General features: G+C 48.5%; 15 protein-coding genes. 5 read left to right on the top strand and 10 right to left on the bottom strand.

All coding sequences use genetic code 11. The annotated features are described in order from the left end of the window. Positions 1–3 precede the first annotated feature (3 nt). From QL234_RS27025 to QL234_RS26990, 8 genes are all read right to left on the bottom strand, one after another. Positions 4–570 (bottom strand): YdcF family protein, encoded by a 567-nt coding sequence (locus QL234_RS27025; protein ID WP_281560871.1) that lies wholly within the window; start codon positions 568–570, stop codon positions 4–6. A gap of 596 nt (positions 571–1166) precedes the next feature. Then, positions 1167–3581: a hypothetical protein gene (locus QL234_RS27020; RefSeq protein ID WP_281560870.1), complete on the bottom strand. Its 2415-nt coding sequence runs from the start codon at positions 3579–3581 to the stop codon at positions 1167–1169. Between the two features lie 615 nt (positions 3582–4196). Further along, positions 4197–4655, bottom strand: a complete 459-nt coding sequence (pssE, locus tag QL234_RS27015) for a PssE/Cps14G family polysaccharide biosynthesis glycosyltransferase (RefSeq protein WP_281560869.1) — start codon at positions 4653–4655, stop codon at positions 4197–4199. Further along, on the bottom strand, positions 4652–5137 hold the full coding sequence (locus QL234_RS27010; RefSeq protein WP_281560868.1) for a hypothetical protein: 486 nt from the start codon (positions 5135–5137) through the stop codon (positions 4652–4654). Before QL234_RS27010 ends, pssE begins: the two co-directional genes overlap by 4 nt. A gap of 643 nt (positions 5138–5780) precedes the next feature. Then, positions 5781–7817 carry a putative Ig domain-containing protein gene (locus QL234_RS27005; RefSeq protein ID WP_281560867.1) on the bottom strand — a complete coding sequence of 679 codons (2037 nt, stop codon included), beginning with the start codon at positions 7815–7817 and terminating at the stop codon, positions 5781–5783. A 58-nt stretch (positions 7818–7875) separates the two neighbouring features. Next, positions 7876–9243 (bottom strand): phosphomannomutase CpsG, encoded by a 1368-nt coding sequence (locus QL234_RS27000; RefSeq protein ID WP_281560866.1) that lies wholly within the window; start codon positions 9241–9243, stop codon positions 7876–7878. Beyond that, positions 9243–10664 carry a mannose-1-phosphate guanylyltransferase/mannose-6-phosphate isomerase gene (locus QL234_RS26995; RefSeq protein WP_281560865.1) on the bottom strand — a complete coding sequence of 474 codons (1422 nt, stop codon included), beginning with the start codon at positions 10662–10664 and terminating at the stop codon, positions 9243–9245. Before QL234_RS26995 ends, QL234_RS27000 begins: the two co-directional genes overlap by 1 nt. A gap of 94 nt (positions 10665–10758) precedes the next feature. Next, positions 10759–12162 (bottom strand): TIGR03013 family XrtA/PEP-CTERM system glycosyltransferase, encoded by a 1404-nt coding sequence (locus QL234_RS26990; protein ID WP_281560864.1) that lies wholly within the window; start codon positions 12160–12162, stop codon positions 10759–10761. A gap of 361 nt (positions 12163–12523) precedes the next feature. Here QL234_RS26990 and QL234_RS26985 point away from each other — a divergent pair, with 361 nt between their 5' ends. Genes QL234_RS26985 through QL234_RS26965 form a run of 5 tightly spaced genes read left to right on the top strand, consistent with a single transcriptional unit; the run spans position 12524 to position 18251 of the window. Next, positions 12524–13159, top strand: a complete 636-nt coding sequence (locus QL234_RS26985; protein WP_281560863.1) for an XrtA/PEP-CTERM system exopolysaccharide export protein — start codon at positions 12524–12526, stop codon at positions 13157–13159. 56 nt (positions 13160–13215) lie between these two features. Then, a complete protein-coding gene (locus QL234_RS26980) occupies positions 13216–14760 on the top strand; it encodes an XrtA system polysaccharide chain length determinant (protein WP_281560862.1) in 1545 nt (514 codons plus the stop codon). Next, a complete protein-coding gene (locus QL234_RS26975; protein WP_281560861.1) occupies positions 14760–15641 on the top strand; it encodes an XrtA-associated tyrosine autokinase in 882 nt (293 codons plus the stop codon). Before QL234_RS26980 ends, QL234_RS26975 begins: the two co-directional genes overlap by 1 nt. Further along, positions 15622–17211, top strand: a complete 1590-nt coding sequence (locus QL234_RS26970; protein ID WP_281560860.1) for a TIGR03016 family PEP-CTERM system-associated outer membrane protein — start codon at positions 15622–15624, stop codon at positions 17209–17211. Before QL234_RS26975 ends, QL234_RS26970 begins: the two co-directional genes overlap by 20 nt. Positions 17212–17213: 2 nt before the next feature. Continuing rightward, positions 17214–18251 carry an XrtA/PEP-CTERM system-associated ATPase gene (locus QL234_RS26965; RefSeq protein WP_281560859.1) on the top strand — a complete coding sequence of 346 codons (1038 nt, stop codon included), beginning with the start codon at positions 17214–17216 and terminating at the stop codon, positions 18249–18251. Positions 18252–18309: 58 nt separating this feature from the next. On the opposite strand, the gene prsR is transcribed toward QL234_RS26965, so the two are convergent. After that, positions 18310–19656 (bottom strand): PEP-CTERM-box response regulator transcription factor, encoded by a 1347-nt coding sequence (prsR, locus tag QL234_RS26960; protein WP_281560858.1) that lies wholly within the window; start codon positions 19654–19656, stop codon positions 18310–18312. Positions 19657–19797: 141 nt separating this feature from the next. Then, entirely contained in the window at positions 19798–21828 is a 2031-nt protein-coding gene (gene prsK, locus QL234_RS26955; protein WP_281560857.1) for an XrtA/PEP-CTERM system histidine kinase PrsK, read from the bottom strand. Positions 21829–21838: the final 10 nt, after the last annotated feature.

Here is a 21838-nt window from a genome sequence, read left to right as displayed (position 1 = left end):
GCACTAGCGGTTAGTCCACCACAACAGCAGCAGGCCACCTAATTCATGCCAGGCAAGTTCAAATTTTGCCAAAGCGCTTTTTTGCGGAATAAACCAACCGGGAAAGCCGTAGGGGACATAACTGTCACCGCTGGCGAGTGGACAAACCTTAACGCCGTGATGTTCAAAAATGGCTTGCGCCCTTGCCATATGCCAGTCTGAGGTTACCAGGTAATAACCGGCATTTTCATCAGGCATTTTACTGCGGACGAAAAGTGCCGATTCCCGGGTACGTATGGCATTAACATCAGAGATAATATCAAGCGGTTTGCCAGAAGAGAGGTTCCCTAGCAAATCCGCCATCAATTCGGCTTCTTTAATCCCGGCCCCGGAGCCGCCGGAGATAATAACCGATGGGTTATTAAGCCGATCAAGTTGGGAAGCGAGAAAAACAGTGCGGCTTAGCGACTCATCGCCAAGCGCACTCCAGTCACTTTTCCCTGAAGCCGTTTTTGAAAGGCCCCCGGCCAGCAAAATAGCTCCGCTGATATCCGCTGCGCAGTCCTGATAATTGATTTTTGACTGAAGCAAAAAGATACTTAAGTTAGCGGATAAAGGCGTACAGCTGATATAGAGGCAAGCAAAACAAAAAACCCGCAATTTGCTTAATTTGACTCTGGTTAACCTTTCAATAAAGCAGGTTAAAATGATCATAAAAATTAAGAAGGTAAACGGATATAATAAAACCATTTTTCAGCATGTTATTGATGGTTAATACTGGCGATACTATCATATTAGCCAGCATAAATAACCTTAACCAACAATAGTACAATCATCACCGCACCGGATGTTGCCACACAGACGCTAAACCTTGTAAAAATACCGGCATCTGCGCTCCCATAGTAAGGATGATCTAGTTTTCACTCTGCACCTAGCCACTCCTTTAAATCCTTATAACCGTGGCATTGCCTGCATGGATGCAGGTACTTAGTTTATGTCAGGAACAAATAAACTGACCGTACATCCTGAACATGGCCACTCCTTTACATCCATGTAACCGTGGCATTGCCTGCATGGATGCAGGTACTTAGTTTATGTCAGGAGCAAATAAACTGACCTTACATCCTGAACATAAAAAAAGGCACCCGAAGGTGCCTTTGCCTAACCTACCACTGCTTGTTGAGAGGTTATGGCAGGTTCGCTTGCTCCAGGACTTTAGTATCCCAGTCGTCCGGCAACTCAATCATATAAACCGAACGCTTGTCGCCAACATTACCCCAGTTTGAAGACCAGTAGATGCGGTTACCTTCCAGGTTAATCGCCGCCGGGGCTTCATCCCGGTACTCGCCGTCATAAGCGTTATATGCGGGAGAGATACGCCAGATCACCGGGTTCTCTTCTTCGGGTTTGGTTTGAATCATCATAAACTGGTTAGCCGCCCACAGACTGTCGTCTTTAGAATAAGTGTTCATAAACAACCAACCGGGCTTGCTCTCTGGCATCTTGCCGTAATGGAAACTCATGGCCCAGCCAAAATCGGCATGGCTGCCCACTTCAACACGGTTGTCATAGCCGGCATTTTCACCATTAATATAAATGGCATCAAGACGGTCGGTACGGTTATTCTGACTGACAAACATCTCCCTGCCGTTTTCATCAAAAGCCCAACCGGAATGGGTTTCACTGATTGAGATTTTAACCGGCGCCTGGCGGTTAAAGTCAAAATCTACCGGCCACAGATGGGCGCCGTCAAACCAGGTACCGATATAATTGACAGCGCTTCCGCCATAGGCGGCATCATCCCACTTATAACCCGTGTGGATAACAATGCCTGTACCTAAAGGAGACATTTCCACCATATTCGGACGGTAAGTAAAAATCGGGGTCTCAGCGCCCTCGGCCTTAGTGGCTTCTATATCTAAGTTGCTACCCGCCAAATCAGCTGGTGTCAAGGTATGCACGGTATCGGTTGACACTTGATAGTGTACAAAGGCGTCCACTAAGTAGGTATATGAACCAAACTCGTTCTGACCGTAATGTACCGCCATCCAGGCCCAGTGATCACTGTCATTGGAGCTGTCGCCTTCAACATCATTGTAAATCTTAAGAGAGTTAGGGAATAACTCGCTAAAGTCTCTGATCATCACCCGGGTATTTTCCTGATCCCGGACATCGTCAATTTTCCAGAACTGCATGCCCTTGATGTAATAGATACGATAAGGGTGATTACCTGAGGTATCCCAACGTATTTCGTGGTTTTCACCTATGGTAGTGCCGTCTTGATGGTTAAGGTTGGCAACCACTTCACTGGTGGTGCGGTTGATCACTTTACTTGAGGTTGAATTGCTGCCGAACACCAGCAGCAAGTCACCGGCAGAGTTTTCCGGAGAATAACGGGAGTAAACGATTAAGGCATCTTCAACACCGTCACCGGCTAAGCGGGTGATCTTGGCGCCTGTAGTCGGGTCAACAATAGACTCGCCGATAGCCGGCGCTTCAGTACCAAAGTCAGGGGTGATCACCTCTTTGCCCAGGACAAAGCTACCCTCAGTACCGCCATCTGTGCCACCGCCAGTACCGCCACCGGTACCACCGTCGGTGCCGCCGTCACTACCACCAGTACCGCCATCACTACCACCAGCACCGCCGTCGCTACCGCCGGTACCGCCGTCACTGCCACCGTTATCACTGCCGGCTTGAACCGTGAAAATAAAGGTATGCAGGTTATCGCTGACATTGCCTGAGCTATCGCTACATTTGACATACAATTGGCTTGGCTGCTCATCGGCATTCAACGCATAAGTATGCATCAGGTCACCGCCGGATGCCTGCATGCTAATATCCATTGCGGCAAAAGCATCGCCACTGTCAATATCGGCTTTACAGTTCGCCGCTTCATCGGTTTCTATGGTCAGGGTGATAACATGGCTGTCATCTTCCAACAAGGTTGTTTGTTGGATGGCTTGTCTGCTTCTGGGCGCATTTGAATCATTAATACCATAAGTCACCACCAGCATAGGGCGATACTCGGCCGTCGCATAATTGGAATTGGCGGTGATATCTTGAATATTGGCATTGGGATTGCCATGAAATAGCGCCCAGCCCTGGTTAACACAAGTGCCTTGTTGTATGCATTGCAGATCTGCGGTCACGTCAACCTCATACTGGGTACCGATAGCATCGGCCGCTTGCGGGATAAAATAAGGAGATTGATCCAGAGCTTTCAAGACCCCCTGAAAATAATCGGCATTAAGATCTTCCGGTGAATCCGGATCTGACAGGCGCCACTTGACATCGGTCCCGGCAGAATCATCCCGGGACTCACTATTGGCGCCGGCGCGGAAGCCATAGCCAACTTTCCAGCCGGTGGCATAAGCCTGACCTAAGTTATCGGGATCCAGGATCTGTCTGACATATATCTCGGAGGCCACATAAACACCGCCCGAGACACGGGTAAAAATTAATTTGGCAGAAGAAATATCATTTTTCTGACTGATATCACCTAAATCGAAATGCTCCAGGTTATAATACCTTTTAGTACCGTCATACCTGAAATAATGAGATTCTCTGATAGAATTCTGTGCTCTGGAGCCACTGAACATCGTAGATGTAGCCCCGTTAAAACCGTTAGCTCCCTGCTGATACGTTACTGTTTCTACTGCAGCAACATTGAAACTAAAAAACAACACAATAGATAGCGACAACGCTGAAGAAACTTTCCTAAACATAATGACCTCTCAACAAACATTAATGTTTTTTATGTCAATCTAAGCACCAAACATATCAATGCAAAAATACGACTGACCTGTATCCTTTTTTTACTGTATGGGTAAATCTTTGATATTACACCTCTCTTACTGACGTGCCGGTTATCGGTGGCTTGCCATTCTAATGAAAGCGAAATCATAAAGCCATAGCTGTACAAAAAATAACCGCACTTTTTTTGTAACTATACTGTAAATGAGCTTCAAAGCTGTTTTTTTACACTACAAAAACAGCTGGTTACTCAAGCGATATAAAATAAAAAATTTTAGTCACCATTAAAAACAAAAAGAGCTGGCAGGCTTAAAATGGCGATAATGAAGGAATACCAGAGCAAAGTAGGCCAGGTGGTTCATTCACACTCTTGTTTGCCCAAAGAATGCTGTAGAAAGGTTGAAACCTGCCGGGCCGCTACAACCCGGTACACTACATTGAAAAATAAACGATATGGCTTACTAGGCCTTAATGAAATCGACCAGATCCGAACATAAGTTATAATTGAAAAAATCATATTCAGATAAAGGCAGCGGCTGTATATTACCTGAGACCAGCATCTGTTCCAGTTTATTCAGATCCCTTATCCAGCTGATTGGCACATCTTTAGCCAGGGCAGACAAAAACTCGGTTTGGTGATCATCTGCCAGCTCAGTATTGGCAACCGCCAGGAACTTCTTTTCTTCCAACAATAAATTAAGTACCGAGCCGGTTCCGCCGTGACAAATAACTAAATCGGCTTGTGCAATATAGGGCTCTATTTCCTGGGTATATCTAAAATACTCACAGTGACTGGGTTCATATCGCCCCTTGCCTATTTGACAGATGACCTTGTCCTTGATCACTCCCTTGGCAACCAGCGCATCCAAAGCCTTAATCAGGGGATCAAAATAAAAGGTGCCTACCGTAACAAAAATCATAATAAATTCCCTTTGTATAATAGCTTTTCATGCTGATTTGCCAATTCAGGCCATTGCACATAAATACGGTCCGCCAAACCAAATTTTAATAAAATCTTAGTCGTGGAAGAGATATCGTTAACCCGGGTATGGCTTTCGATAAATACCCGTTTGGTTCTAAAAAGCCCGCCAACAATAAACATAGGCACGGCAATAGAAGAGCCGACACAAAGCAAAGTTTCAAATTTATGGCGACGTTGTAACGAAGCGATTTGAACCATGGATTTCATAAAGGCAAAAGATAATTTCAGTTTGTTTTTTTCATAAATAGAGGTGATTTTCTCGACTTCAAACCAATTATCTTCGGAAATTTCCCTATTCATTCTTTTGTCCTGGGGAACCAAAAAAGAGAGATCAAATTCGGATTTCAATTGGCTATACAATCGACTAGTTTCAAAACCAAAACCACCACCATCACGTACAACTAGTAACTTTTTTTTCAAAACTCCACCTATTCGCAGTATCAGACATTTTAAACAGTAAACAAAATAGGTACCTTCACTTACTCAAAAATTATCCACTCTAGAAACCTATTAAATTTGTGCGCATTATATACTCAAATGGTCTTAACAGGTGAAATAAATAATAAAAATGCACATTCCTTGATTAAGCGCATGAAATAATTAAGAATAAAAATACTAACAATATCGTATTTCTAGCTTTAACAAAACAAAAAAGCACATAAAACAAACATATTTAGCATAAATTAACAGCAAAAATAACATGGTGACTGCGCTTTAGCTGTAAACGGCCCTAAACAGCAATCTGCAAAGAAGATTAATTGCTAAGCAACTAACAAATAAGATTATTCAAGATTCTCCGACATCATATTTTCATATAAAAAGCCGTTTATAGCTTTAACAATAAAAAAGTGAGTAAAGCGGTAATAAGCTGAAAATGTCAGGGTCGGACCCAGCCGCTGACAAGTTATTTTCTGTTGATAATAAAGCTGCCGGTACGGAGACTCCAATACCGGGGTTAGCTCGCCAGAGCTCCCGGTCCTGCTTAAAAACTCAAGCCAAAGCGCTTATGTAGCCGCCACTTTCCGCCGCGACATAAACGCCAGGCAAGTCAGGCCGAGAAAAATTATCGACCAATGCGGCTATGCCAGTCACTGGGCAACTTGATCTGAAAAACTTCACGATGATCCAACATGCCGCCCCAGTTTGAAGAGAAATATATCCGGTCGCCGCTAAAATTAACCGCCGCGGGGACCTCGTCACGATAATTACCGTTATAGAGGGTATAGGTAGGGGCGATACGCCACATCAGCGGCCGCTGAGATTCAGGCGCCAGCTGGATCATCATCAGCTGGTTACCGGCCCATAAATCCGACTGCTTGCTGTAGGTACTCATAAACAACCAACCGGGTTTAGACGGCGGCATTTTTCCGTAATGAAAGCCCATATTCCAGCCGAAATCCTTATGGCTGGCAACTTCAAGCCGGTGATCAAAACCTGCCCCTTTTCCGTCGATAACAACGGCATCGAGCTTATCGGTACGGTTATTCTGACTGATAAACACTTCTTGTCCACTGTCATTAAATGACCAGCCGGAATGGGTTTCAGTGACCGAGATTTTAACCGGCGCCTTTTTACGGTGATCAAAATCCAGCGGCCACAAGTGCGGCCCGTCAAACCAGGTGCCGATAAAATCTTTTTTGCTGCCGCCATAAGCTGTATCGTCCCACATACGCCCGGTATGGATCACTATGCCTGTCCCCAGAGGGGAGATTTCCACCATGTTGGGACGGTGACGGAAACTGGCACTTTTACTCTCCAGCGCCAGGTTAGTACCGGCCAAATCACCGGGAGCCAGGGTGTGTACCGTATCGGTACTCACCTGGTAATGAATAAAGCCATCCACCAAAAAGCTTTTATGGCCGATATAATTAACACCATAATGCACCGCCATCCAGGCCCAGTGATCGCTGTCATTGGAGCTGTCGCCCTCGACATCATTATAAATTTTTACGGCATTGGGGAACAAAGCTGAAAAGTCACGGATCAGCTTGCGGGTTTGCTCTTGCCGGGTGATATCCCCTATCATCCAAAACTGCATGCCCTTAATATAATAAACCCGGTTAGGGTGCTCTGCACTGCCATGCCAGCGCACTTCATGCTTTTCGCCAATAGGCTTGCCTTTATCATCCACCAGCGCGGTAATAATTTTACCGCTATCGGGATTTACCACCCAGCTTGAATAGGAGTCGGTACCAAACACCAGCAGGGCATCACCGGTGATATTCTCGGGACTGTACCGGGAATAAACAATCATGGCATCATCGGAATTTTTAAACTCTGTGGCATCCGTTAAGCGCACCAATTCCGCCCCCGTAGTAGCATCAATCCGCTTCTCGCCTTTTGCCGGCACAGATGTGCCATAATCGGGCTGGATCATCTGCTTACCGGTCACAAAACTAGACAAGGGCCGTACTTCAATATCAAAGGCAGGAAATGCTGTGGTGACATCCTGGTAACTGGCGCTGATCACTATTCCTTTATGCCAGCCGAGATCGGCAGTGCCCGGCACGCCGCTTAACTGCCCCGTGGTGCTGTCAAACGTCATCCAGCCAGGTTGGTTGCTGATACTATAACTCACCCCGGCTTTATCCATATTTGACGACAGCGCTAAGGCCGGCTTAAACAGATATTCATTGCCAAGGGTGGAAAACGCTTTCGGCTTCCCGGAAAGGTGCAACTGCATACTTTCCCTGACCCGGATTGAAAAAGCCGGCAGTGAAACGCTATGGACGCCGTCGGAAACAGAAATCACAATATCGGAATATACACCGGCTTCGGTAGAAAACGGCAAGCCGGTTAAACGGCCGTTGGCACTGTTAAACGAGCACCAGGCGGGTTTATTGGTCACAGTAAAAACCAGGTCACTTTTACCGTCATCGCTAACCTGGGGTAGAAACTGGTATTCTTCGTTAAAACCGATCACGGTTAACGGCTCACCCAAGATCACCGGCGCCAGGTTTTGCTCTTTTTCAGGAGGATTAACGGCCTGAGTGCCGGTATCACCAGAATCGCGAGAATCGCCGGAATCACCGCCACAGCCGGACAAACTTGTGGCCGCTACAGCCAATAACAGTAAAAAAGTGAAATGCACTGGTTTCATAAATTCAACTATCCTGCCATTAAAACAAACATCCGGCTATCAGCAGCCACCACAGTGGCTAAACGCTTTCGATAAAAGCGATCAGCTCCCGGGTTTTTCTTTCCATTAAATCAACATCCCCTTCAGACTCTATATTGAGGCGCAGCAGAGGTTCGGTATTAGACTTACGGATATTTAAACGCCAGCCGTCAAAGGCCAGCGATAAGCCGTCCACTTCTTCCTTCTTACGGGCAGCGTCCCGGTAATGTTCATCAACCTTGGCCAGCACCAGATCCGCATCCGTTACCTTACGGTTTATTTCCCCGGAAGACGGGAACTTGGCGATACGATCACTGACCATGGCCGACAGCGAAGTGCCGGTCATGCTGATCAGCTCTGCCACCAGCAACCAGGGGATCATACCGCTGTCGCAGTAATTGAAGTCCCTGAAATAATGATGGGCGCTCATTTCTCCGCCATAAACGGCATTTTCCAGGCGCATGCGCTCTTTGATAAAGGCATGGCCGGTTTTGCTTTGAATGGCAATGCCCTTGTTGTTTTCAACAATGTCTATGGTATTTAGGGTCAGGCGGGGATCATGGATGATCTTTTCATTGCTGTGCTTTTGTAAAAAGGCTTCCGCCAGCAAACCGACAATATAATAACCTTCGATAAAGTCGCCGTTTTCATCAAACAGGAAACAGCGGTCAAAATCACCGTCCCAGGCGATGCCCATATCGGCTTTATGCTTGATCACCGCCTCTCGGGTCACACCGCGGTTCTCCGGCAACAGCGGATTGGGGATACCGTTGGGGAAGTTTCCGTCCGGCTCGTTAAAAACTTTAATAAACTCCACCGGCAGCTTTTGCTCTTGAAAAACCTGCTCCAGGGCATTCACCACATGGCCGGCAGCGCCGTTTCCGGCGTTTACCACCAGCTTAAGCGGTTTAAGTTTCTCCGGTGAAATATAGGTTAACAAGTGGCCGACATAGTCATCCAGGTTAGAGACTTGGGTTAACCTGCCCTGCCGCTCCACCGGGTGAAACAGGCTTTGCTCGGCAATTTTTTGGATATCGAATAAGCCGGTATCGCCGCTGATGGGTTTACTGTTTTCCCGCACCAGTTTGAGACCGTTATAATCTTTGGGGTTATGGCTGGCGGTAACCACGATACCACCGTCGGTATTGAGATGGCTGGTGGCAAAATAGATTTCTTCGGTGCCGCATAGGCCGATATCAATCACATCACAACCCGCCGCCATAATGCCGTCCGCCAGCGCCGACTTCAGCTCAGGGGTCGACAAACGGATATCGCCGCCGATCACCACTTTTTTCGCGTTTAAATACTGGGCAAAGGCCCGGCCGATACGATACACGATATCCGGATTGAGCTCGTCGCCAAGCTTGCCGCGGATATCATAAGCCTTAAAGCAAGTTAATCGGGTCATTATTTTTCACTCCTGCCATACTTGTCGGCAAGGCGGACGATATCATCTTCTCCCAAATAAGAGCCCGACTGCACTTCAATCAGCTCCAGCGGCAGCTTACCCGGATTTTCCAGGCTGTGTACCGCACCGATAGGGATATAGGTGGATTCATTTTCTGTCAGGATAAATTCCTTGTCGCCGTTTCTGACCTTGGCGGTGCCGGAAACCACGACCCAGTGCTCTGCCCTGTGATGATGCATCTGCACCGACAGCTTGGCCCCGGGTTTAACTGTGATGCGTTTCACCTGGAAACGGCCGCCGCTGTCAACGCTGTCGTATTTGCCCCAGGGGCGATAAACTTCCCGGTGATGGATATATTCGGAGCGCTCCAGGCCTTTAAGTTTATCCACTATGCCTTTGACATTTTGCACATCATCTTTATTGGCCACCAAAAGCGCATCCGGGGTATCGATAATCACGATATTGTCCAGCCCTATGCTGCTCACCAAGCGGTCAGACGCCTGGATATAACTGTTGGTGGTGGACTCAGTCAACACATCGCCGCGGATAGCATTATTATTGGCGTCACGCTCTGACTCTTCCCATAACGCCGACCAGGAGCCGACATCACTCCAGCCGGCATCAAGCGGCACCACCACCGCATGCTCGGTATGCTCCATCACCGCATAATCGACGGATTCGTCCGGGCAGGCTTCAAAAGCCGCTTTATTGACCCGGGTAAAGTCGAGATCATCGGCAACATCCTGCATCGCCCGTTCACAGGCCTCAAAAATATCGGGGCGGAAGGTTTTTAACTCCGACAGAAACTTGCTGGCCTTAAAGACAAACATGCCGCTGTTCCAGTAATATTCTCCCGAGTCGACATAGGTTTTCGCCGTGGCTTCATCCGGCTTTTCAACAAACTCACTGACCTTATACTGGCTCGCCTGGGGGCTGAGTTCATCGCCCCTTTTGATATAGCCATAACCGGTATGGGGATTGGAAGGCACTATGCCGAAGGTCACCAGCTTATCCTGCATCGCAAGGCCATAAGCGCTTTGCGCCGCCTGGCGAAACATCTCTTCGTCTTTGATATTATGATCTGAGGCCAGTACCAGTAAAACGGCATCTTTGTTTTCTTTTAATGCCGTGATAGCCGCCAGGGCGATGGCGGGGGCGGTATTGCGCCCCACCGGCTCCAGCAAAATGCTTTTCGCCTCGACACTGACTTCCCGGGCCTGCTCGGCGACGATAAACCTGTGTTCTTCGTTACAGATAAAAATAGGCGACTGGACATTTTCCGGCAGGCGTTTGATGGTGTTTTGCACCATAGTAAAACCATTGGTCAGCTTAATGAACTGTTTAGGATGCTGCTTTCTTGAAAGTGGCCAGAGTCGGGTGCCGCTGCCCCCGCACAAAATAACAGGATAAAAATTAGACACTTAGTTACAAGCTCCCTTTTCTTATTTCATAAAAAGTAAAAGTCAGGATAAAAGAGATCCTGACTTTTCTATTAATTCGATGGCGACGGGAAACTTACCGGCCTTTGCCGAACAAGACAATTTCCGCCGTTCTCACCAGGATCAGCATATCCAGCAAAAAGCTGCGATGCTTAATATAATAAAGATCGTATTTCAGTTTTTCCATGGCATCGGTTTCGGTGGCGCCATAGGGGTATTTCAACTGGGCCCAACCGGTCAAGCCGGGTTTGACATTATGGCGCTCGTTGTAATAGGGAATGTTAGTGACCAGGGTCTGGACAAATTCCGGACGCTCCGGACGGGGACCGACAAAGCCCATGTCGCCGCGCATCACATTATAAATTTGCGGCAATTCATCCACCCGGTATTTACGCAGAAAGTGGCCGATACGCGTGGTTCTGTCATCATTTTTCGACGCCCATTGGGCACCGTTTTTCTCGGCGTCAACCCGCATGCTGCGGAATTTGATGATGTTAAAGGGTTCGCCGTCCAGACCGACCCTTTCCTGAAAATAGAATACCGGCGATTTCCAGCCGTCATCCATCTTGATGATCAGGGCGGTGATCAACATGACCGGCCAGGTAAAGAGCAGCATGATAAAGGCCATAGAGGCATTAAAAATCCAGTCCAGGGTGTTTCTCAGGTAATTGGCGGAAGCAAAACCGTTGGAATAGATCACCCAACTGGGGTAAATCAGGTTCACGGCAACCTGCCCGGTCTCCCGCTCAATAAAGTCCAATATCTCGGTCACTTCAATACCGCGAATTTTACAGGCAAATAACTCGTCTACCGGCAGGTTATTGCGGCGCTCGTCACTGGCAACGACAATTTCATCGATTTGGTTTTCCATGGCGTAATTGACCAGGGACTCTTCCAGCTCAATCCGGGTTTCTTTGACGATGCCCGCTTCATGATCCCCCGGCATCACCACAAAGGCGTGGACATGAAAGCCCTGGCGGTCAACATCACGGCGCATACGCTGCTCGATAATGGACGCCCTTTCACCCGCCCCCAGCACCAGGATATTACGCTTGTTGAAACCAAAAAAGTCGACCTTGAGGGTAAAGGCCCTGAAGACTCCCATCACCAGCAAACTTAAAAACGAAGACAAGGCCAACAGCTCTACCGGTAGCGGATGACTGCCCAGAAAAGGATTAATCAAAGAAAAAACAAAAAAACCTATCGCCACACACACCAGGATACGGCGGACCACGCCGCGGATACTTTCCCTTAATTTAGAGTTATATAACCCCAGTGCCAGCGAGGTAAGCTGCATGATCAGGGCGAAAAGCAAGGCATAGGCGATGATCAGGTTATTCGGGGTGTCAGGCTGTTCAACAAACAAAAATACACTGTTTAAATAAACCGAAAACAACAGGGCCCCGGCAAAAATGCCGAGTTCGATCAGGACAAGAGATTTACTACCCGCAGACAGGTCACGGAACTTGGGGCTTGACATATGGGAGTTATATTCCTTTTAAGTATTTAGTTTTGAAGACAATAAGGACGACTATATTAGAAGTGATCAATCTGTGAATGTAAAGAAAAGCCTTACTTTTTGTCACAAGATTAAACAAATGCAGCCCTATTTAATCAAAGCCCGCTAAAGGGGTATATTCATTAACAATAAGCCGGGAGATATATCAGTCAATATAGATGATCATCCCGGTCCCGCAGGCCAGACCTGTTCTTAACTTCAAACACTATAGTCGAGTTTGTTAACTTTTATTAAATTATGTGCATCACAAACAAAAATAAAATACAATCTGTTTACTTATGCGCTCATTTTAATAAATGCTTGTCAACAAAGGTCATAATCAATGGAATTACATATTTCTGAGAAGCTTAAAGTTCTTATATTATTGCTGCTGACGCAGTTCATTTTCAGCTGCAGCAGCCCGAGACTGCCCAGTGCGACACTTCACCCGTCGACCACGAGTGATGTGGCTTCCTACAAATATTTAATCGGTGCCGGCGATGTGCTCAATATCTTTGTCTGGCGTAACCCGGAAGTCTCAGGAACCTTTGTCGTCCGCCCCGACGGCATGATCACCACCTCTTTGGTGGAAGACATCCAGGTATCGGGCAAAACCCCGACCGAACTTGCCCGCTCCATCGAAGAGATCTTGGCCACCTATTTGCGCGACCCTGTGGTGACGGTCACGGTAAACGAATTTGTCGGCCCTATCTCCGAGCAGATCCGGGTGATAGGGGAAGCGGCACAACCCCAGGCAGTAAATTACAAGCAAAATATGACCTTGCTTGATGTCATGATCCTGGTCGGCGGGCTGACCGAATTTGCCGACGGCAATGACGCCACCCTGGTAAGAATTGAAAATGGCCAGCAAATGGAATACCAGGTCTTAATTGAAGATCTGCTTAAAAATGGTGAAATCAGTGCCAATGTCGATGTTTTACCAGGCGATATTATCGTGATCCCGGAAACCTGGTTTTAACCCCGGTATTATATCAGCCCATTTAGTGAATTATTTCCCTGCAACTGAGGTCAGGAATGCAAGAAGTCTTTGAACAAATTATTGAACAACTCAAGGGTATATGGTTAAAGCGACGCTATATCATTATTACCACCTGGTTATTTTGTCCCCTCGGCTGGCTGGGTATTACCCAGCTGCCGGATACCTATGAGTCGGTTGCCCGGGTACATACAGATACCCAGTCCTTGTTACGTCCTTTGCTCAAAGGCCTGACGGTAGAGACAGATCCCGACAAGCAGGTCAGCCTGATGGTAAAAACCCTGCTCAGCCGCCCTAACCTTGAACGTATTGCCCGGATGACAGATCTCGACGTCCAGGCAACCACCCCCAAGGAATATAACAAGCTGATCGAAGAGCTGGAAAAGACCATCAGCATACGCCTGGTAGGGGGCGACAACATTTACAGCATCTCCTATGAACACGAAGAGCCGCAGATGGCAAAAAACGTGGTGCAGGCGGCGCTGACGGTATTTATTGAAAACACCCTGGGGGAATCCCGCAGCGAGTCCGACACGGCGCAAAAATTCCTCGACACCCAGATCCAGGATTATGAAGCCAGACTGCTCGAAGCCGAAGGCCGGTTAACAGACTTTAAGCAAAGATATTCCGGCAGCCTGCCCGGCGATACCGGCGGCTTCTATACCCGGTTAAACCTGAATAAGTCCAAACTACAGGAAGCCGAGCTGCAGCTGCGCGAAGCCACCACCAAGTGGCAATCGGCGAAAGAACAACTGACCGGGCAAAAACCGATTGCCAATGTCGTGACCTCGCAATATGACGAGCGTATCGCCCAGCTGACCCAGTCGCTAGACAGTTTGATGCTCAGATACACAGACGCCCACCCGGATGTTAAAGAAGCCAAACGCCGGGTCGCCGACCTGAAAAGACTCAAGGAAGAAGAAAAAACCGCCATGAGCGGGGAAAACGGTCAGAGCAGCGCCGCCTTCACCGACAGCCCCCTTTACCAGGAATTAAAAGTGGCGGAAAGTAAACTGGCCAATAATGTCGCTTCGCTGACGGTACGGGTCAACGACTTCCAGGAGCGGGTGAAGCAAATGGAAGCCAAGGCCCATACCATACCGGAAATCGAAGCGGAATTAATCGCCCTGGACCGTGATTATGGTATTACCAAGAAAAAATTCGAAGACCTGCTCAACCGCCGGGAGACCGCCCGTCTGGCCCAGGAAGCCGATGAATCCACCGACAAGATCCAGTTTAAAGTGGTCGATCCGCCGCGGGTGCCGATTGAGCCTTCCGGACCTAAACGCCTGATCTTTATCACCGCTATCCTGATCTTCGGCTTCGGCTCCGGCATCGGCATTTCTTTCCTGTTCAGCCAGCTGACGCCTATTGTCACCTCGGCCAGGCAGCTGAGCAACGCCACCGGTTACCCGGTATTTGGCATTGTCAGCGCCACGGAAAGTTTAGGGCTGGCGAAACGCCATAAGCGTAAAGCCATTATCTTTACCTTATCAAACTGCATGATAGTTGTGATGTATGCCGGTATGATGAGTTTTTATCTGATCCCTGCCCTGCAGACAAGTATAAGAGGGTTGCTGTAATGAGTACCATAGAGAAAGCCTTGCAAAAGCAAAGGGAAAAGAACCAGCAGGGAAGTGCTGATCAGGCACAGACAGAAACAGCTGCCGACAATATCCCGGCAGAAAACACCGCTGACCAGGTGGAACAGGCGCAGGCGGCAAGCCCAAACGGCAATAATAAAAGAGAGCCGATCACCATAGATCAAAAAGAGCTCAAAGAAAAAGGCCTGATCACCGACTCTACCGAGCGCCAGAAGATCAAAGATGAATTTCGTTATATTAAACGCAAGTTACTCAATAACGCCTTTGGCTCGGGGGCGAGCAGCCTGGAGAACGGCAACCTGGTGATGGTTTCCAGCGGCAAACCCAATGAAGGTAAAACCTTTGTCTCCATCAACCTGGCGCTGAGTATCGCGCTGGAGCAGGATAAAACGGTATTGTTGATCGATGCCGACGTTATTCGTCCCAGCATCAGCACTGAGCTCAATATCAGCCCGCGCAAAGGCCTGGTGGAATATCTGCTCGGTGAAGTAAGCAATGTCAGTGAAGTGATCTATAACACCAGCATCAGTAACTTAAAGATTATCCCCGCCGGTGAACCCCATCACCTGACCTCGGAGTTACTAACCAGCGACAAGATGCGCCAGCTGACCCAGGAACTGGCCAACCGCTACGGCGATCGCATGGTGATCTTTGATTCGCCGCCGCTGATCGAAGTCAACGAAAGCCAGGTGCTGGCCAACCTCATGGGGCAGGCACTGGTGGTAGTGGAAGAGTCCCATTCAAAAATTGCCGATATCCAAAAAGCCGTGGACTCCCTCAATGAAGATCTGGCCATCGGCTTTGTCATCAATAAGGCTGTGCAAACTCAAAAGGATATGTATGGCTATTACGGTTATTAACCGCAAACTGTTTCCCCTGGCCGGCATTGCATTGGCTGTAGCCTCAGCCGTTCATGTCCAGGCGGGGGAATGGACCATAGAACCCAGCCTGTCGGTAACAGGCACGGCATCGGATAATATCGACCTGCATAAAAGCGGCAAGGTCGACAGTTATATCAGCCAGATCAAACCCGTGCTGGATGTCAATTATCTCAGCCGGCGCCTGGAGCTGGTGTTTCAGGCAAGCAATAATTTTATCAGCTACAGTCACGACTCCGACGATAACGACGATTACGATATGTATCAGCTCGACGGCAGTTTTTCCCTGTGGGACAATGGTCCGCAACTCTTTGTCCGGGCGAATAAAGATCAGGTGCAACAATCGATCAGCAACAACGCCATTGCCGATTTATTAACCGCCAACGCCGTCTCCCTGAAACAGTCGGATTTCGGCCTGACCTATAACCTGGCGCGCTCGAGCATACAAATGCGCAGCCAGGTTTATTACCAGAGCCGGACCTCGGACAATACCATAGGAGATCGCGAAGGGGTGATCGCCAGCCTGTCGGCTGAAAACGGCTCGGCGGCCAAATACCTGTTCTGGAGTACCAATGCCAGTTTTCAGGATCTCACCAGTAAAAACAACAGCAACGACACCAGGTTTTATTCCATCGATGCCAAACTTGGCCTGATCAATGATTACCGTTTTATGCCTTTTATCCGGGTTTATGACGAAGATAACCAGGGCAGTTTTGAAAACAGCTCAAGCCAGAGCAACCTCAACAGCAATTCCTGGGGCCCCGGGATCCGTTGGCAGGTAAGCGATCACTTATGGCTGGATTTTGCGTACAACTATGTCGACAACCAGGAAGAAAACGAAGATCACTTAAGCGGGGAGATTACCTGGCGTCCCTCGCCGAGAACCGCTTTGCAGGCACAATTTAGCAAACGTTTCTTCGGTGACAGCTACGGCCTGGACTTTGTCCACCAAAACCGGCGACTGGTAAATTCCATCAGCTATGCCGAAACCGTGCAGTCTTTTGACCGCTTTAACTATGTCGAAGTCGAGCTGGGCTCATTTTATTGTCCCGCGACCGGGGACTTCACCCTGGAGCAATGTCTGGTCAATCCGGACAGCGATCTCAGCGATTATATCCTGGTGCCGCTGACAACTTTGGAGCCGGTGGAGGCAGATGATATTTCGCTGCAAAAAGATTTGGAGTGGCAGTCGATACTGACCCTGCCCAGAACCACCTTTACCCTGACTTTAAGTGCTAACCGCCGGGAAAACCTGACTTCCAAGGTTATCGACGAAAGATATAACGGCGACTTAGACATTACCCGTGCCCTGAACTCCCGCTCCAATGTAAGTTACAGCTTCAACTTTATCAAAAATGACTTTGATACCGACAATACTGCCGGAGCCGGCCAGCTGGACCATTACCGGGTACACACCATTAAATACAACCGCAGCTTAAACGAAAGCCTCAGCAGCGATATCAGCCTGCGCCACGTCAGCAGAAACTCTACCGGGACCGGGGTGGACTATCAGGAATCCCGTCTGGAATTTACCATAAAAAAAGTATTCTGATCATGTATGAAAACTATTACGGCTTAAATGCCCGGCCTTTTCTGTTAAGCCCGGACCCCAAGTTCTTTTTTGCCTCCAACCACCACCAGAGGGCCTTGTCCTACCTGCAATACGGTTTGGACCAGGGGGAAGGCTTTATCGTGATTACCGGCCCGATAGGCACAGGCAAAACCACGATTGCCCGCAACCTGCTCAGTAACCTCGGCGATGACAGCATAGTGGCGGCCCAGCTGGTCACCACGAAATTAGATCCCCATGAATTGCTGGAGCTGATCGCCGCCGAATTCCAGCTCGATGTGGTCAGCAAAAGCAAGGCAGAAATCCTGCAGGTGATCGAAAAGTTTTTGATCAGTCTGCACAAGCAAGGCAAACGCGCCCTGCTGCTGGTGGATGAAGCACAAAACCTGCCGGCAGAAACAGTGGAAGAGCTGCGCATGCTGTCGAATTTCCAGCTTAATAACAAGCCGTTGATCCAGAGCTTTTTATTGGGACAGGAAGAGCTTAAAGGCATTATCCAGGCGCCGAATATGGAACAGTTCCGCCAGCGCATCATAGCATCCGCCCACCTCAAACCCTTGTCCTGCGAAGAAGTGCAAAGTTATATCCGCCACCGGCTGGCACAGGCGGGATACCAGAATGAAGAGTTATTTTCAGAAAACGCCTACCAGCTGATTTTTGAAAAAACCCTGGGGGTGCCGCGTAAAATCAATATCTTTGTTGACCGCCTGCTGCTGTTCGGATTCCTGGAAGAATTAGCGGTGATCGACAGCAAGGCCATCAATGAAGTCGCCGAGGAAATGGATATTGAACTCACCGGTTCCATCAATGCCCGGCAACAAACCGGCGCCACGGAACCGGCACAGCTAGTGGTCAACTCCAGTGAAAACGTTGAAAGCATGCGTGAAGTGCTGCGGGAAGTGGAAGATATCCTGGAAAATTCCATCAAGCAAAAAATCAAGCTATCCCGTTATGTGGATAAATTGCTGAAACAAAAGAATATTGAATTGGCGAGTAAAAACAGCGAAGTGAGCGACAGTTAACCCCCGCCGCCCAAAGCAGGTTTCCGGCGGTGTTAGCGCCGGCCGGAAAGCCAAATTGCTAGTTGATGGTCAACTGATACTTTTCCACCAAAGAATAAAGCGTCGGCCGGGTAATACCCAACAACTCCGCCGTTTTCGACATATTGCCGGTAGACAGGGCATAGGCTTTCTGGATTGCCAAGGTTTCCGCCTGCTCCCTGACGGCACGTAAATTCAGCGACAGCTCATAACCCTGGTCTTCATGATCAAAGAAGCCGAGATCCATGGCGGTCACCTGGGTGCCTGTGCTCATGATCACCGAACTTTTCACCTTGTTTTGCAACTCGCGAATGTTACCCGGCCATTTATGATTTTTTAATGCACTCAGGCCATCTTCGGAAAAGCCTTTAACATTACGCTTATATTCGGCAGCATATTGCTGCAGGAAGTATTGCGCCAGGATCAGCACATCTTCTTCCCGGTCCCTAAGCGGCGGAATATTCAAGGTAATTTCACTGACCCGGTAGAATAAATCTTCCCGGAAAGATTTTTCCTGCACCATCTGCTCCAGGTTCTGGTTGGTGGCACAGATCACCCGGACATCCACGGGAATTTCCTGGCGTCCCCCCAAGCGTTCGATGCTTTTTTCCTGCAAGAAGCGTAGTAGTTTTGCCTGCAGGTTATAGGGCATGTCGCCGATTTCATCTAAAAATAAAGTGCCGCCCTCGGCACATTCAATTTTCCCTTTAGTGGTTTTATGAGCGCCGGTAAAGGCCCCTTTTTCAAAACCAAACAGCTCGCTTTCCAGCAGGGTTTCCGGGATTGAGGCGCAGTTAATGGCGATAAAAGGCTTTTTCTTGCGGTCGCTGGCCAAATGTACGGCATTGGCGGTCACTTCCTTACCCGTGCCGCTTTCCCCCAGCAGCAAAGCAGTAATACTGGTAGGGGCGATGCGTTTGATCATCATACGCATTCTGTCTATGCTGGCGCTGTTGCCTATCACCCCCATGTCGCTACCGGCGACGGCACGCATTTTGCGGTTTTCTTCTTCTATCGCGGCAACACTAAAGGCGCGGGAGACAATGACATTGATCACCTCGGGTTCAACCGGCTTCTGGTAAAAATCATAGGCGCCGGCGGCAATCGCCTTTAAGGCATTGGTCCTGTCGTCATTACCCGTGATCACGATAACCTTAGTATGCGGAGCTATCGCCAGAATTTCCTGCAAGGCCGCCAACCCCTCGGAAGCATTAGCTTCATCCGGCGGCAAGCCTAAATCCAGGGTAATAACTTTTGGTTCATGGCGGCGGACAGCCGCAATGGCGCTTTCACGATCCGATGCCAAAATGACATCATAATCAGAAAAACTCCACTTTAATTGCTTTTGAACGCCGCTATCATCATCAATAATCAGCAATTTTTCCATAGGGATTCAAATCCTTAATTTTTATTCAATTCAGTGCGCTACAGGCAAAATAACAAACCGCAGATCCCTGCCCTTACAACGCTAGCTTAGCCATTATCGCCAAAGGCAACAAGAGGGGCCTAAAGATAAAAGTGTCACATTTTATAACGATTTAATCGGCAAGGTCAGGCAAAACTCGGTACCCTGGCCTTCTTCACTTGCCACATCAATTTTACCGGCAATGCTGTGTATAAACTGCCGGGCTTCAAACACCCCGATGCCCATACCGGCATTGCCTTTGGTGGTATCAAAGGGCTTAAATAAGCGCTTATTGATAAACTCTTCCGACATGCCGGTACCGTTATCACTTATAGTGATTTTAGCCTGTTTATCATCAGCCTCTAATGATACTTTAACCCAACCGTCGGATTTTGTCGCTTCCTGTGCATTCTGGATCAGGTGATTGAGAATAGAATAAAACGTTTCACCGTCCAGGGGCATCAGGCACTCCCGGCTTTGTTCCACCTGCACCCTGGGCTCACGGACATTACATTGCTGCACCACTTTATCGATAAGGGCGGCAATATCAACCACCTTGCTCTGGGACTGTACCAGCTGTTTATTGCGCAACTGGGACAATACCTTGCCCAGCCTTTCGCTGGCTGACTCCACGGTTTCAAAAACATCGTCGATAAAGGCCGGGTTATGCCTGTGCTTTTGCGCATTGGTGGTGATCAGCGTCAGCTGTGCCTGGACATTTTTCAAGTCATGCACCAAAAATGCCGACATACGGTTAAAGGCATCAAACTGTTTGGACTCCGCCAGTTTATCATTGGCCTCGTGCAGGGAAAGAAAATTACCCAGCTGCTTGGAAATGGCAAACATCAGATCCCTGTCTTCCCAGTTCAGGGGTTTAACGTCTTCATGTCCCGATAAAATAAACATGCCGTAAAAAGCACGGCCGATGAAAATAGGCACCACCAGAGCAACCTTCTTCTCCAGCCATAAGTCGACATCCAGGGACAATTCCGGATAGAGACCGGGGGATTTAACATACTCCTGGATATCAACAATCCAGCCCTGGCTCTGACAATGCTGGCTCAGCAGCACCATTTGCTGGTTAAAGTTATCCTCCAGGGTTAACCCTTCGGCATATTCCACCTTGAACTGTAAATCCGTCACCCTTTTCACTATCGCGCCGCCATCGAGGTTCAGCTTAGAAATCATGATCCTGGTCGCCATCTGGTAATGGCTTTCCGCCGAGGTGGTTTCCAGGGTTTCGATTAAATTAAGCCACTCATCCCGGTATTCATACTTATTGGCAAAAAAGTTTTTCGCGATAAACACCTTGAGCTTGCGGCGCAGCGATTCGGTGATCAGCAGCACCGCCAGCACCACACCACCGAGAATAAGGAAAATAATGCTGATCAAAGTGCCCCATTCGCCGCCGATATAGTTAATGACATAACCGGCAAAGGCCATCATCAACAGGTATAAACCGGCGATCATTAAAATTGAGCTGTAAAACACCACATTGCGGGAGACAAACACCCTTACCGCACCGTTATTGATGCGCCGGGTGGTCACCAGCAGCAAAGGCATCATCATAGTGCTGATAAAACCGCGGCTGTACCAGAAGTCAAAATCTATGCCTTCCACCATAGTCGCCTGGGCATAAAGCACAAAATCAAAAATCGCCATGCTCGCCAGAGCGATCACCAGCGGCCAGATGGCCCAGCGCACCTGGAGGTCGGCGCTGCGATATAACTGCTCCAGCAATACCAGCACCCAAAGATTAAGCAGCACAAACAATAAAAACAGATATTCGTAGGAGTAGTTCAGCCAGTTATTGGCAACGGCGCACACCAACATCAGCACACTCCAGATCCCCAGATACTGGCGGACATGGAAACTAAACAGCAACTCGCGGATGGATTTGACTTCGACATTACAGCTTAAAATCAATACCGACCAGCTGGCAATTTTCACCGCATCCGCCAGCATCACCCATTGCAGGCTAAAGCCGGATTTGACCTGCACCGCCGCTACCAGGTTGGCAACCACAGTGGTTAGGGTACTGAATAAAATCCAGCGGGCGATCACTGTATGGTTGCGGGCGGCAACCAGCAACAGGGAAAAAACGAAAAACGCCACGGCGCCAAGGGAATAACCAAAAAATCCTACGGTTTGCATAATATAATTA

It is taken from the genome of Thalassomonas sp. RHCl1, assembly GCF_947387555.1.
In the GTDB taxonomy this organism is placed as follows: Bacteria; Pseudomonadota; Gammaproteobacteria; order Enterobacterales; family Alteromonadaceae; genus Thalassomonas.
This window is presented reverse-complemented; position numbering and strand designations above follow the sequence as displayed.